This window comes from Candidatus Omnitrophota bacterium (assembly GCA_016209275.1).
Taxonomy (GTDB): Bacteria; Omnitrophota; Gorgyraeia; order Aquiviventales; family Aquiviventaceae; genus JACQWM01.
Genome location: JACQWM010000029.1, coordinates 1 through 13,024, shown reverse-complemented (window position 1 = coordinate 13,024; position 13,024 = coordinate 1). Strand labels below are relative to the sequence as shown.

General features: G+C 60.4%; 14 protein-coding genes and 2 riboswitches. All 14 genes read left to right on the top strand.

Annotated elements, in window-relative coordinates; all coding sequences use genetic code 11:
• The first annotated feature begins 44 nt into the window (after nucleotides 1-44).
• Nucleotides 45-157: riboswitch (cyclic di-GMP riboswitch) on the top strand.
• 10 nt (nucleotides 158-167) lie between these two features.
• Nucleotides 168-467: a hypothetical protein gene (locus tag HY737_04270; GenBank protein ID MBI4597601.1), complete on the top strand. Its 300-nt coding sequence runs from the start codon at nucleotides 168-170 to the stop codon at nucleotides 465-467.
• Entirely contained in the window at nucleotides 468-803 is a 336-nt protein-coding gene (locus tag HY737_04265) for a hypothetical protein (protein ID MBI4597600.1), read from the top strand.
• Nucleotides 800-1,438, top strand: coding sequence for a hypothetical protein (locus HY737_04260; protein ID MBI4597599.1), 639 nt, complete (start codon nucleotides 800-802; stop codon nucleotides 1,436-1,438). Before HY737_04265 ends, HY737_04260 begins: the two co-directional genes overlap by 4 nt.
• 28 nt (nucleotides 1,439-1,466) lie before the next feature.
• Nucleotides 1,467-3,011: a DUF4900 domain-containing protein gene (locus HY737_04255; protein ID MBI4597598.1), complete on the top strand. Its 1,545-nt coding sequence runs from the start codon at nucleotides 1,467-1,469 to the stop codon at nucleotides 3,009-3,011.
• Between the two features lie 58 nt (nucleotides 3,012-3,069).
• A riboswitch (cyclic di-GMP riboswitch) is annotated at nucleotides 3,070-3,182 on the top strand.
• Nucleotides 3,183-3,192: 10 nt separating this feature from the next.
• Entirely contained in the window at nucleotides 3,193-3,726 is a 534-nt protein-coding gene (locus HY737_04250; GenBank protein MBI4597597.1) for a hypothetical protein, read from the top strand.
• Nucleotides 3,726-4,199, top strand: coding sequence for a hypothetical protein (locus HY737_04245; GenBank protein ID MBI4597596.1), 474 nt, complete (start codon nucleotides 3,726-3,728; stop codon nucleotides 4,197-4,199). Before HY737_04250 ends, HY737_04245 begins: the two co-directional genes overlap by 1 nt.
• Nucleotides 4,200-4,201: 2 nt before the next feature.
• On the top strand, nucleotides 4,202-5,647 hold the full coding sequence (locus HY737_04240) for a hypothetical protein (GenBank protein ID MBI4597595.1): 1,446 nt from the start codon (nucleotides 4,202-4,204) through the stop codon (nucleotides 5,645-5,647).
• 3 nt (nucleotides 5,648-5,650) lie between these two features.
• Nucleotides 5,651-6,745: a hypothetical protein gene (locus HY737_04235; protein MBI4597594.1), complete on the top strand. Its 1,095-nt coding sequence runs from the start codon at nucleotides 5,651-5,653 to the stop codon at nucleotides 6,743-6,745.
• Nucleotides 6,746-6,787: 42 nt separating this feature from the next.
• The gene (locus HY737_04230) at nucleotides 6,788-8,635 is read left to right on the top strand and encodes a DUF1570 domain-containing protein (protein MBI4597593.1); all 1,848 of its coding nucleotides are present in this window, start codon (nucleotides 6,788-6,790) and stop codon (nucleotides 8,633-8,635) included.
• Between the two features lie 103 nt (nucleotides 8,636-8,738).
• A complete protein-coding gene (locus tag HY737_04225; GenBank protein ID MBI4597592.1) occupies nucleotides 8,739-9,050 on the top strand; it encodes a winged helix-turn-helix transcriptional regulator in 312 nt (103 codons plus the stop codon).
• Between the two features lie 292 nt (nucleotides 9,051-9,342).
• The gene (locus HY737_04220) at nucleotides 9,343-10,623 is read left to right on the top strand and encodes a porin (GenBank protein MBI4597591.1); all 1,281 of its coding nucleotides are present in this window, start codon (nucleotides 9,343-9,345) and stop codon (nucleotides 10,621-10,623) included.
• Nucleotides 10,624-10,638: 15 nt separating this feature from the next.
• A complete protein-coding gene (gene amt, locus HY737_04215) occupies nucleotides 10,639-11,982 on the top strand; it encodes an ammonium transporter (GenBank protein MBI4597590.1) in 1,344 nt (447 codons plus the stop codon).
• Nucleotides 11,983-12,044: 62 nt separating this feature from the next.
• On the top strand, nucleotides 12,045-12,383 hold the full coding sequence (locus HY737_04210) for a P-II family nitrogen regulator (protein MBI4597589.1): 339 nt from the start codon (nucleotides 12,045-12,047) through the stop codon (nucleotides 12,381-12,383).
• A 118-nt stretch (nucleotides 12,384-12,501) separates the two neighbouring features.
• Nucleotides 12,502-13,024: glutamine synthetase beta-grasp domain-containing protein (locus HY737_04205; protein MBI4597588.1), on the top strand; the 523-nt coding region annotated here is incomplete at its 3' end.

The following is a 13,024-nucleotide window of genomic DNA, read 5'->3' as shown; positions in this document are numbered from 1 at the left end:
ATACTTATCAGGTTAGGCAGATACGGGAAGCAGTAGGCGGGCCCTACTGAGAAAGCCACACCTGGAGTAATCCAGGGTCGGAAAGCTACAGGTCCTAAGACGATATCAGATATCGAATGCGATATCTGATATCGCTCTGGATGGCTGGGTTGCCAAAGGGGGTTGCGATGTTCCATCCGATCCGACGTCCGCGACGTTCCAGGATCGGATTTTTTGTTGCCTGCTCAGCCAGCAGCGGGTTGACGATGATCGAGCTGGCCGTCGCGAGCCTGATCTTCATGATGGGGATTGCCGGGTTGCTGGCGTGGCTAGTGCAGCAGGCGGCGATGAATGAGTCCTCGCGCAACCTCACCTGGGCCATGAACGACGCCGGCCGCGTCTTCGAGCAGCTCCGACAGCAAAATACCTCGGATACATGCCTTACGCCCACCGTCCAACCGCCGGGGGGAGCCAGTTGGAATGAGTGAATGGCGGTGGCAGGCGGGGGCAAGAGCATCCAACCGATGCCGGACATCAACGAGCGGATCATTGTGACGTGCCGCGACAGCAGGAACATCGCCACGCCCTGCGGGACGGCGACTCAAGTTGGGGCAGGCGAATGGAACGTCCAGGCGGGGGATACGGATTTTAATCCGCTGAGGGCGACGATCGCGGTCTGCTGGCGGCAGGGCGGCCGCGTGACCGGGGAATGCCGGTGGGACGGCGCGCAATTGGTGCCGGAAGATGCGCCGCCGATCGGCAATAACGATGGGATCATCACCTCTCCGGCGCAACTGCAAACACTCGTGAGTTGCCGTCGATGAATGACACAACAATCCACCATGATCGTGCGCGTCTGGGAAGCGCTTGCGGGGCGACGCTGGTGGAAACTCTCTTTGTCGCGGTGGTGATGGCGGTGGTCGTGGGGGCGGTGGGGACCGCCATGATGACCGCGCAGCGCGCCTCGATCTCTTCGGAGATGTACGTGGTTGTCCAGCAGCAAGCGCGCCAGGCGCTCGCGAACATGACCAACGAGCTGCGGCAAGCGCGGCCGGGCGCAGCGAATCTCATCATCGCCCAAATCGTCCCGGACCAAAGCGAGTCGGTCACGTTTCAGGTGGGCCAGTACGATTCGGGGACCGGGAACATGATGTGGGGAGCGCCTGACCAGCAAGGGGCGCATAAGGCGGGCTGGTTTCTGCGCTATCGGTTGAATGGTTCGATTCAGCTCGTGCGAGATATTCTGGATGAGGGCGGCAATCTGAAAGACGGCAGCGGCCGGGTGCTGGCGCACTACGCGAGGCTTCTCGACTTTACCTACAACACGCAAACGCACATTGTGGTCATACGGCTCGCGGTTCAGCAGCTTTCGGCTCAGCTGCCTGGGGGGCAGATGGGGGCGAGCCCTCAAGACGCGCCATTGGTGACCCAGGTGAAGCTGCGCAACACGATCGGATGACGCGATGATGAGGAAAGGGGGGAGGCTCATGAGACGACCGCGGCAAGGCTCGCTGTTACTGTTGGCCTTGGTGACCAGCGCTGGGATCTCAACACTCCTCTCCGTGGGTCTGCTGCGGACGATGAACGATACCGCCATCGCCCGACGTGCCGCCACCCAGCAGCGCGCCTTAGCCTTGGCCGAAGCCGGGCTTGATGCGGGGGTGCAATGGCTGCTGGCGGAAGACGAACGGCCGGTCTGCTCCGACGAGTTTGCTGTTGAAGGGCAACAATGCGCGTCCCTGACCAGCGCCTTTACCCCGGAGCTGGGCGGGATCATTCAAACCTTCCCTGGCTCAGGGTCGTTCACGGTGACGGTTGATCCGGATGACCTGAATGAGGCTGAGCCTGCCCAGGCGGCTTTTACGATTACGGCCAGCGGCACGACGACAGGCATTGCCGTCACGCGAACGGCGGCCATGACGATCAAACGAGAGAGTTTTTCGAAGTATCTGATGTTTTGGAATAAGTATAAAAAAGGGCAAGCGATCAACATGACAGGCGCTGAAGTGCTCAGAGGGCCGGTGCACGTTAATGACAATTTGTACATCATGGGGAGCCCGACGTTTCTCGGGCCGGTGTCCTACACCGGGGCGATTGTGTGCACGAGCGCTCCGTGCAACCCGACGTATGCGGAGCTGCCTCAAAAACTCGAGAAGCCGATTCCTATGCCCGAGGCGAAGAAACGCTTCGACGAGGACCTCGTGCCGGCGGCCAAGGCTTCCGGCATCGTGATTGGCGATGACGCCGTGGTCCGATTCGAGCAGCATCCCATTGATCTACTGCAACCAGATGGCCCACAGAGGTACGAACTCGTGGTGACAGGCAAGGGGGTGGACGAGGTGAAATTGAAGGGCAACAAACTTGCCCCTACCCCGAACGCGGCGGATCCTAGCATCCTGGAAGTTCGATACACGATTGCCGGCAAGCTCGTCATACTTGGGAAGGAGGAGTTGACGGTGGAGGATAGCATACTCCACGGCCAGGTGACGCTGGCCAGCCAGGAGGACATGACGATCCAAGGGCACATCATCTATGCCTGCAACCCGGATAGCGTCAACGCCGATGGCACTCCGGTCACAGACGAGGATCGGCAGAACAACCCTGCCTGTGACAACGGAGAAAGCCGTGACCTGCTTGGCTTGGTCTCACGGAAAGATATCATCGTGGATACCTCCGATGAAACCAAATTCCCTGATCGCGTCCACCTGCCGGACCCTGCGCGACCGCCTATTGGGATTATGATCCAAGGCTCGGTGATGGCGCTGCGGACGTTCACGGTCAAAGGCGCCTATAAGAAGGACGACAGCGATGAACGAGCGAGGATTGGCTACAAGGGGCGGCTGCATCTTTTTGGGGGGCTTATCCAGGATGAACGAGGGCTGGTGGGATGGAATATCGATGCGAAAACCGGCGCCGGAGACGGGTTCGACAAGGACTACGTCTATGATGCGCGGCTGCTGCGCCTGGCCCCACCCTCGTTTCCGAACACCGGCCGTTATGACTTCGTGGCCTGGGCAGAGCAGCGCCCGTAGGTTTGTCAGTGTCTCGGCGCATTAGGTATACTTAAATTAGGAAAAAGTAGGTAAACCCTACTGATAAAGGCACACCACGCGTAAGCGTGGGTCGCAAAGCCACAGGTCCTAAGACGATATCAGATATCGAATTCGATATCTGATATCGCTCTGGATGGCTGGGTTGCCAAAGGGGGTTGTCATGCACAATCCGATCCGAGGTCCATCGCGTCTGCGGGTCGGATGTTTTGCGTCCGGGATGACCTTGCTTGAGCTGGTCGTCGGTGTGGCCTTGCTCGTCGTCGGCATCGGCGGCTTGCTGATGGGCATGCCCTCGCTGCTCTTCCAGGTCGATTACTTCAGCCATGCGCAGGCCGCGCTCAACGCCGCGCAGGGCCAGCTAGATCAGCTCTCCGCCACCCCGCTGGACACCCTCTGGACCGGGCCTGCATATGCAGGCGCTCGTGGCAACGGGCAAAGCGCGCCCCTGACCGGGCTGCCGGCGGGTGCTCAAGGTGTTTTGACGATCCAAATTAAAAGCGGAGATCTGCACAATCCCGGCAATCCGTCGCTGCTGGATTTGCATGTGGCGGCGTGCTGGCGGGAGCGGGGGCGGCAAATCGGCGGCGATCGCAATTGCAACGGCCAGTTCGATGTTGGCGAGCAGGTAGACGCGGACGGATGGCTGCAATCGCCGGTGATGGTGTCCACCCGCATGGGACGGAGAGACTCGTGATGAGACGCAGACGATGGAATCGCCGAGGGGAGTTTACCTTTGTCGAGGTCATGGTGGTGGCGACGGTCTTTAGCCTGATGAGCGGCTCGCTGCTCGTCATGACCCAGACCGGCAATCGGATCTGGCAGCACACGGATGACTCGCTCGCCAACACGACCGGGGCCCAGATCGCCATGGACCGCATCGTCGAGGATCTGCGGCGAGCTTCCGCGACCGCAGGGTTGGCCTGCGCTGCGGATTCGCTGCAGATGAGGGTGGGCGCTGACCAAATCACCTACGCGCGCGCCGGAGCGCTGCTGACCAAGCAGGTCAACAACGACCCGGCGACGACGGTAGCCGGAGGGCTGACCGCCTTCACTCCCACCTGCCAGGCGGATAACGTCGTGAAGGTGCAGCTCGTCGTGCGAGGCAATGGGATGCGGTCAGAGCTGGCCCAAACGCTGGAATCGCAAGTGTGGGTGCAGAATCCGTAAAGATGATTACGGTGATTAAGGAAAAGAGAAAGCGGGGGTTTGTGCTGATCAGCAGCTTCATGGTGCTGACGGTCTTCCTCGTCTATAGCGGTGCGCTGAGCCAGCGGGCGGCGGCCCAGCGGCTGAGCGTTGAGCATCTGCGCGATGCGCTGCAAGCCCGCGATCTGGCCCAGGCGTCGCTGCAGCAGCTGCGCGAAGATTTCTATCAGTTCCTGGCGGCGGATGTCTACCAACTGCGCTATCAGGGCAATGCGCTGGCTGCCCTGCAGTGGCTGGATGCCTTCGATGAGCAGCCGCCGCAAGACCTCGACCCGCCGTTTGCGCTGGAGGCGGATGACACCTACCACGTGGCCGGCCTTGGCACGCAAGCCTCGCCGCGAAGCGTGGCCTTCAGCAGCGGGACCGGCGAGGCTTGGATCAGCTCGGTTGAGACCACGAATCCCGACGACACGCTCTCCCCGCGCCGCATCACGGTGATCGGCCAGGCGACGGTCGGGGGGATCACGAAGCAGCTGCAGGCGACGTATGACATCGCCCTGGGGGTGTCGGATATTTTCCGCTACGCCTATTTCGTCAACAACTACGGGTGGTTTGACATCCGCGGTGGAGCGTCCGTGGTCGTCAACGGCGAAGTGCGCGCCAACGGCGATCTCGATTTTACGAGCGACGTGGTTTCCGGCGGCCAGCTGACGAAAATCTACGTCAACGGCGATCTGTATGCGTCGGAAAACGACGAGCTCATCAATCCGGAGACCGGCCTTGCGGCCGTCGGGACCATTACCGGCAACCCCACGCAAACCGCGTCGTGGAACGCCTACTGGGACTATAAGCGGTCGGACCAGCGAGCCCGCCCGGCCCAGCAGATTACGGCCGCCGGCCAGCCGGCGATCAGCGGGGCCACCGCCGCCCTGGGGGCCGGCTATGGCTGGCATGCGAGCGCGCCGGAGCAGGTCAGATTCAGCCAGCAGCCGGTGCAGGACATGCCGTATCTGGGAAACCTGAGCCTCTACAAAAGCCTGGCCGCGTCGCACAACGACGGGGCAGGCTCCACCCTGAAATATTACGAGAACAGCCAATGGAAGACGATCACGGCGACGTATCAGGGGCCTGATGGCGCCGCCGAGACAGGGGATGAGAAGCAGCCAATCGTGCTCATCGGCACGTCCACGAACCCCATCAAGATCGACGGCCCGGTGGTGATTCCCGGCGATGTGATCATCCGGGGCTACGTGAGCGGCCGCGGGACGATCTACACCGGCCGCAATCTTCATGTCGTGGGGTCCATCGTGTACAAGAATCCGTCGGGGTGGGCGTCGCTAGAGCGGTACGAAGCCACCGATGTCGTGCGCCAATACAATACCACGAGCGGGATCATGTCGAATCTTGGCAAGGTCTGCAATGACGGAACTTATGTGGCGCCGAACGGGGCGGCGCCGGAGGGATGCTGAGCGATGAACCGCGCGGTCGCGATGCTGTGCCGTGTCTTGGTGGTTGTGGGAGCGCTCTGGTGGCAGGCGGCGGCCTTTGGCGCTGGCACCTGCACGCCGACCGAATGCGACGCGCCGGAGCCGACGTGCGCGAGCCCGAGATCCGGCACCTCGTATACGTACACGACGGGAACGAATAACTGCGGCAGCATATGTTACAAGAAGCTCATCCTCACCTGCAACGCTCCCGCGCCAAGCTGCGATGCGCTGACAACGAACGGGACCACCACGCCGTGCAACTTCGCGTGCACCAAAACACTCAGCGGCAACACGTGCCTGGCGATTCAGCCGGCCGTTTGCGGCCAGCCCACCCCCGGCCGCGGGAAGATCTGCGGCAATGCCTGCACGATCCCCGCCGTCCCCTGCGCCTGGAACCGCTATGGCTTCACGGTGCCAGGCGATGCCGACTACAGTTTTCCGCAGGTGAAGGACGCAGCCGGCAAGCTGGCGATCCCTGATCCCACGATGACTGATCTGGTCGGCTTTGCGGCAAAGGGCAACATCGTCATCGGCGACTACACCAGCGAGGCGTATGAGGAAAACGCGCTTCCGCTGATCAAAGCCGAAGACGGATCCAAGACCCAGCCCTATGTCATCGACCCGACCGACGCCGACTTGGGCTACCACACCGGCGCTGGCGGCCAGATGACGGATGCGCAGGGCCGCCCGATGTTCGACGGCAACTACGACCAGCGGGACAACGACGGCCTGGCGGAAGGCACGAAGCTCGACGGCTCTGACCGCAAGTTCTATGAGTCGACCCTCTCGGATGACACCTTCCGATCGAAGCTGGCTGTGCCCGCCTCCGGCACCATGCAGATCGACGGCGTGCTCTACACCAACCATGCGATCACCGGGCTGGTGCCGACGAACTTGATGGTCAACGGGTCATTCGTCGGGCGGGATGACGGCATGATCGTCAACGGCAGGCTGACCTTGAATCATGACATCCGTCTGATGGGCGGCGGCAACACCGGGCAAAGTGTCGTGCTGCCGATGTCGATCCAGCGTCCAGCGCTCACCTCGCTGCAAGATTGCCCTCCCTCCGGCTGCTCGTAACGCCCTTTGCAATCTCCGGCGTGATTCGGCATACTACTGGTTATGCGCACGTTTCTGCTGCTCCTTGCCGTGGTCATGCTGGCGGCCGGAGGTGCTAGCTGGTATCTGCGCGCACACCCGGAACACTCGCCCCTGGATGCGTTGCAGCAGCACGTGCAACTGCCGGATCAGGTGCGAGCTTTGCTTCAGAGAACCCAACAGCGGTTTTCCACAACGCCGGAGCTGGCAACGCCATCGCAGCCTCCAGCGTCCAGCTTCCAGCCTCCAGCATCCACTCCAGCATCCTCATCGAGTACGCTCGTCCCGCCCGTGACTACCAATCAGGTGACGCTGTATTTGACCAATGGCGGGGCCATGACCGGCGAGCTGCTGAAGGAAACGTCAGAGGAGGTGATTCTGCGGTTTGACTACGGCGATGTCGGCTTCAGACGCGATGAAATTGAGCGCGTGGAAAAAGGTGCGGCGAGTCTGAGCGGCGATGGCATTCTCATGCCCTGGGAGCACGAACACGAGAACATTCCCTGGGATTACCAGCACGAGGTGGTCGTGAAATTGATGAAGGGCACCGTGATCGACGCCAAGATCACCCAGGTCACCGACACGGACATCGTGCTCGCCCAGGAGCTGCCCGGCGGCGGGCAGATGGAGCAGACCATCGCCCGGAAGGATGTGGAGGCGCTGCTCTTTCGGCCGGCGCAGAATGAGCGCTCAACGGCGATCAAGAAGAATCTCCAAACCATTTTTCCCCAGATGTCATGGGACGATGAAGGGCTTTTCACGATTGTCAGCGATTCCGCCCCGCCGGATATCAAGAAGTACCGCCAGGTGATCCGGGAGGTCGCGACCGACTGGTACCTCACGTTCTTTCCCCTAGTGAAGGATCGCGCTCCCACCGTCCAAGCGTACATCGTGATCTTTGAAAACCAGGATGCGTATATCGAGTACGCGCTGACGGATGGGGTCCCCGGGTGGTTCGCGGTGGGATATTTTCAGCCGGAGGATGAAGTCTTGTATTGCTACAACATGGTCGGCGAGCAATTTTCCGAGCTGCTGTCCGAGATTTATCTCGGCCGCTTCCGGCGCGCGCGCGATCGCAGCACGGCGGCGTACAAAGGCTCGCAGTACGAAGACACGCTGGAGGGGCTGTGGTCGGAATTTTTGCGCAAGCTGGAGTCCGGCCACGCCATGGTGCGCCAGGCCTACGGCCAGCTCGGCAATGAAATCCTCCGGCATGAAATGACCCACGCCATGTTTCACGATTGGCAGCTCCAGCATATCGTCTTGTCAAAGATGTCGGAGGCGGATCAGGCCAAGGCGCAACAGAAGCGCGAGTTTCTGAAGGCGGGGACCGTGGAGGAGAAACGGAAGCTGCTTGAAGCCATGTTTGCCACCGAGAACGAAGACCAGATCACCGATCTTCAGGCGGCCAATTCCTGGTTCAGCGAAGGGCTGGCCGGGTACATGGAACCAAGCCCTGTTGGCGGCACCAATGTGTTGCGTCTGCCGGATGCCCAGAAAGCCCGCGGCGCGGGGCAGATCCTTCCCCTCGAATTTCTCCATGCCTTCCGGATGGGCAGCTTTGCGGGCATGGCCAACCAGAGCGCGCTGTATGCGTATGCGCAAAGCTGGGCCTTCTCCCATTTTCTCATGGTCCGCTATCGCAGCGGCTTCATGACGTATCTCGATCGTCTCGCCCGGCAGCCGCCGAACGACGGGGAGGACACGCTCCCCTGGCTGATGGAGGCCCTCGGCAAAGAGCAGCGGGCCCTGGAACAGGAGTTTCTTACCTACCTCGATCAATTTCCTCTTGAAGATCCGTTCTGGCTCAAACGCAAGCAAGCCATCCTTGATCTCCAGAATGAATTAAACGCCCTGCTGCAGCGCCTCTAAGTTACCTCGATTTAACCCAGCCGTCATCTGCCGGTAACATCCTTCAACTACAACGGCGATATCAGATATCGAATTCGATATCTGATATCGCTCTGGCTTGAAGATGGTCATACCTCAAACGCTCTCATTCGGCGATCTGGTCATCGACCTCGACAGCTATCAGGTGCTGGTGCGAGGCCGGCCGCTGCCCCTCTCCTATCGGGAGTACGCGTTGCTGGCGTACTTGGCCGGGCGTGCCGGGCAGGTGGTGAGCAAGCGCCGGCTCCTCGAAGAAGGCCTCGGCCGGCATGACCCCGGCGGCTTGCGCATGGTGGATGAGCATTTGCGCCACCTGAAGGGTGTCTTGCAGCGAGAAGGCCGGGACTGCATTGACGTGGTGGGGGATCAGGGCTATCGGTTTGTAACACAAACTTAACATGGCGGAAATCTGCGCGTCACGTGGCTGAGCCATACTTACACAGCATGATGAGCGCACCTGACCAATGGAGGGAGGGCATGTATCGACGCTGGATTCGTGATCTTCGCGGCTGGCTTTTTCTATGTGCTATCTGCTATGGGCTATCTGCTCCATTGACCGTATGGGCAACAGAACTCTCCCCACACCAGTGCCATCCACCCTTCCGCAAGAAGCGGCAAGCCAAGAAGCAAACTTCGGCAAACACGGTAACACAGATTGCGCAAACGATACCTAACAAGGAGGGAAAGTGATGCGAGGGAATACAAGGTATTGGCGGTTGGTCGTGGGGGGGATCATCGCGGTGAGTATGGTCTTCAGCGCTTCCGCTGTGGTGCTCGCCGCTGATCCGGCCACCGCAGGGTTGAGCGCTGAAATTGAAGTGTTGAAGGAGCGCCTCTCAAAATTGGAAAACGAGCTGACCGCGCAGCAAGCGGGCGCTGAGCCTGGCAGCGCCGTGGTCCAATTGCCCAGCGGCTTCCACGGCGTGCAGATGAGCGGCTTCGTCGATACCTCCTATACCTATAATTTTAATGAACCCACCGCTCGAACCAATTCCTTTCGCGTCTTTGATACGCGATCAGGGGATTTTATGATCAATAACGCCGAGTTAGTCATCGAGAAGCCGGTCTCCGCTGAAGCGCCCATTGGATTCCGGACCGATCTCAATTTCGGGGCGGACGCCGAAGTCGTTGGGTCGGTGACCACCGGGCTCGGTTCCCAAACGGATGAGCTTGATCTTCAACAGGGGTATGTGGAATACCTGGCCCCCATCGGCAATGGGCTGGATCTGAAATTCGGCAAGTTCGTGACGCTGCATGGCGCGGAAGTCATCGAAGCCAAGGATAACTGGAACTTTTCGCGTTCCTACCTCTTCGGATTTGCGATTCCCTTTACCCATACGGGGCTTCGCGCGAGCTACCCGTGGACCGAGTGGCTGACCACCTGCTTCGGCGTCAACAATGGCTGGGATGTGGTGGATGACAACAACAAGGCCAAGACCTTGGAGTTCAGCGCGACGCTGACCCCGTTTGAGCGTTTTTCGCTCATCAGCACCTACATGCTGGGGGCCGAGCAGACGAGCGACAGCCGAGATCAGCGCCACCTCATCGATCTCGTCGCTAGCTATCAGCCGATCGATAAGCTGACGTTGAAGCTGAATTTCGACTATGGCGCTGAGCAAGACGCCGTGGATGAGGCCGGGGGCGGCGATGCGACTTGGAATGGGGTCGCCCTGTACGCGAAATATGACATCACGGACAAATGGTCCATGGCCGGCCGATGGGAAGTGTTCAATGACCAGGATGGCGTGCGGACGGCCGTGAACTCTGCTGCGAGCAGCCCGACCGGAGATCCCATCACCGATCTTCGACTCATGGAATGGACGTTCACGACGGAATATAAACTCAACGCGCATCTGATTGCCCGGCTGGAGTATCGGGTGGACCAAGCCAACGAGCAGGTCTTCCGCCATCACCAGGGGTTGGACAACGCGCAGAACACCCTGGCGGTTGAGTTCATCGCGCCATTCTGAGAACAAGGAGGAAGCATGGATCCGAAAGTGGTGGCTGATACGCTGTGGGTGTTGATGACCGCAATGCTCGTGTTTTTCATGAACCTGGGCTTTGCGTGTGTGGAGACCGGGTTCTGCCGCTCGAAGAATGCGGTGAACATCCTGTCCAAGAACTTCATCGTCTTCGCCTGTTCGACGATCGGGTTTTGGATCTTAGGATTCGGCCTGATGTTCGGCAACGGCAATCCGTTGGTGGGCTGGGACGGGTTGTGGATCTTAGGCGGCGCTGACAACAGCCCGGCCACCGGGGAAGCGTACCAGGGGGCCTATGCGGCGCTGAACTGGACTGGCGTGCCGCTGCTGGCGAAGTTCTTCTTCCAGCTCGTCTTCGCCGGAACGGCCGCGACCATCGTCTCCGGAGCCGTGGCGGAGCGGATCAAGTACTTCTCGTTCATCGTGTTTAGTTTGGTCATTACGGCCGTGATTTACCCGGTCATCGGCCACTGGATTTGGGGCGGCGGCTGGTTGGCCGCCAAGGGATTCCTCGATTTTGCCGGCTCCACCCAGGTGCACTCCATCGGCGGCTGGGCCGCGCTCGCCGGCATCCTGGTGCTGGGTCCGCGGGTCGGCAAGTATAATAAGGATGGCACGGCGAACGCCATTCCAGGCCACAATCTGGCCTTGGGGCTGATCGGCTGTTTCGTGCTCTGGCTGGGCTGGTTCGGGTTTAACCCGGGATCCACCATGGCCGCGGATGTTGAGGCGATTTCGCGCATCTGCATTACGACGAATACGGCGGCGGCGTTTGCCATGCTCACCTCGACGATTGCCGCAACGGTGCTCTTAGGCAAGCCGGATCTGGGCATGACCATCAACGGGTGTTTGGCCGGGCTTGTCGCCATCACGGCACCCTGCGCGTTCGTCAGCGTGCTCAGCTCAGCTATCATCGGCGCCATCGCCGGCGTGTTGGTGGTCGTGGCCGTGATCATGTTTGATAAGGCGCACATCGATGATCCGGTCGGTGCGACATCGGTGCACTTGGTCAACGGCGTCTTCGGCACACTCTGCGTGGGCCTGTTTGCGGAGTCCCAATGGATGCCGAATAAGGCGAACGGGCTGTTCTTCGGCGGCGGATTCACGCAGCTGTGGATCCAGCTGCAAGGTGTTGTGGCCGTGGCCGCGACGGTCTTTGTCATGTCGCTGGCGGCCTGGTGGCTGATCAAGGCCATCATGGGCTTGCGCGTCTCCGTTCAGGAGGAGATCATGGGGCTGGATATCGGCGAGCACGGCAACTCGTGCTATCCGGACTTCGTCGTGCGCAAGACCTTGCCTGTCACCGTCAGCGCGGCTGCCTCAGTGGCCGAACCTGCAAGGAGCTGACCCCCATGTTAGAAACCGTCGCAGCACAGACGACGCCTCAAGGAAAAACGCGGAGTGCCACCATGAAGAAAATTGAAGCGATCATTCGTCCGGAAAAGTTGGACGACGTCCGCAAGGCGATTGAAGCCGTCGGCTATCCGGGGATTACCATCACCGAAGCCGAAGGCCACGGCAAGCAGAAGGGGATTACGCAGCAGTGGCGCGGCGAAACGTATCGGCTGGAGTTTCTGCCGAAGGTGAAGCTGGAGATTGTGGTGGGGGACGCGGATGTCGAGCCGACCGTCCAAGCCATCATCAAAGCCGCCCGAACCGGCGGCGTGGGTGATGGGAAAATCTTCGTCACCGATGTTCGGGACATCATTCGCATCCGCACCGGGGAGCGCGGCGAGGCCGCCATCTAAGGTCACAATAAATTGGATTGACTTAGGAAGACGCCCTGGTAGACTGAACCCATCGTCCTTCCCGGGACGCGTACGAGGCCAGAGGACACACGTCATATCTTACAAGGAGGCTAGACTCATGCCACGAGGAACAGTTGCAGCAGCGCGCCGAGCGGTTCGGGTCACCCGAAGTGCCGCGGCCGCCACGGTCGGCGCGAATCATAATGCCAAGCTCACCGCGCCGATTACGGAAGACGCAGTCAAGAAAGTCTGGCAGATCATCCGCCAGAACAAAATCACTGTGGTTGACCTGAAGTTCAACGACCTGCCCGGCTTGTGGCAGCACTTCTCCATCCCCGTCGAGGAAGTGGCCCAGAGCGCGAAGGAAGGCATTTGGGTTGATGGCATCGGCTTTGACGGCTCCTCGATCCGCGGGTTCCAGAAGATTCAAGAGTCGGACATGAACCTGTTTCCCGACCCGTCGACGGCGGTGCTGGATCCGGTCTGCGAGACTCCCACCCTCAGCATCGTCTGCGACATCTACGACCCGCTGACCCACGAACCCTACTCTCGCGATCCCCGCTATATCGCCAAGAAAGCCGAAGCGTATCTCAAGAAGACCGGCATCGGCGATGTGAGCTACTGGGGGCCGGAGCCGGAGT

Bases quoted from the DNA above. Each gene is read 5' to 3' on its own strand.
- HY737_04270 (MBI4597601.1), top strand. From the start codon at position 168: ATGTTCCATCCGATCCGACGTCCGCGACGTTCCAGGATCGGATTTTTT.
- HY737_04265 (MBI4597600.1), top strand. From the start codon at position 468: ATGGCGGTGGCAGGCGGGGGCAAGAGCATCCAACCGATGCCGGACATC.
- HY737_04260 (MBI4597599.1), top strand. From the start codon at position 800: ATGAATGACACAACAATCCACCATGATCGTGCGCGTCTGGGAAGCGCT.
- HY737_04255 (MBI4597598.1), top strand. From the start codon at position 1,467: ATGAGACGACCGCGGCAAGGCTCGCTGTTACTGTTGGCCTTGGTGACC.
- HY737_04250 (MBI4597597.1), top strand. From the start codon at position 3,193: ATGCACAATCCGATCCGAGGTCCATCGCGTCTGCGGGTCGGATGTTTT.
- HY737_04245 (MBI4597596.1), top strand. From the start codon at position 3,726: ATGAGACGCAGACGATGGAATCGCCGAGGGGAGTTTACCTTTGTCGAG.
- HY737_04240 (MBI4597595.1), top strand. From the start codon at position 4,202: ATGATTACGGTGATTAAGGAAAAGAGAAAGCGGGGGTTTGTGCTGATC.
- HY737_04235 (MBI4597594.1), top strand. From the start codon at position 5,651: ATGAACCGCGCGGTCGCGATGCTGTGCCGTGTCTTGGTGGTTGTGGGA.
- HY737_04230 (MBI4597593.1), top strand. From the start codon at position 6,788: ATGCGCACGTTTCTGCTGCTCCTTGCCGTGGTCATGCTGGCGGCCGGA.
- HY737_04225 (MBI4597592.1), top strand. From the start codon at position 8,739: ATGGTCATACCTCAAACGCTCTCATTCGGCGATCTGGTCATCGACCTC.
- HY737_04220 (MBI4597591.1), top strand. From the start codon at position 9,343: ATGCGAGGGAATACAAGGTATTGGCGGTTGGTCGTGGGGGGGATCATC.
- amt (MBI4597590.1), top strand. From the start codon at position 10,639: ATGGATCCGAAAGTGGTGGCTGATACGCTGTGGGTGTTGATGACCGCA.
- HY737_04210 (MBI4597589.1), top strand. From the start codon at position 12,045: ATGAAGAAAATTGAAGCGATCATTCGTCCGGAAAAGTTGGACGACGTC.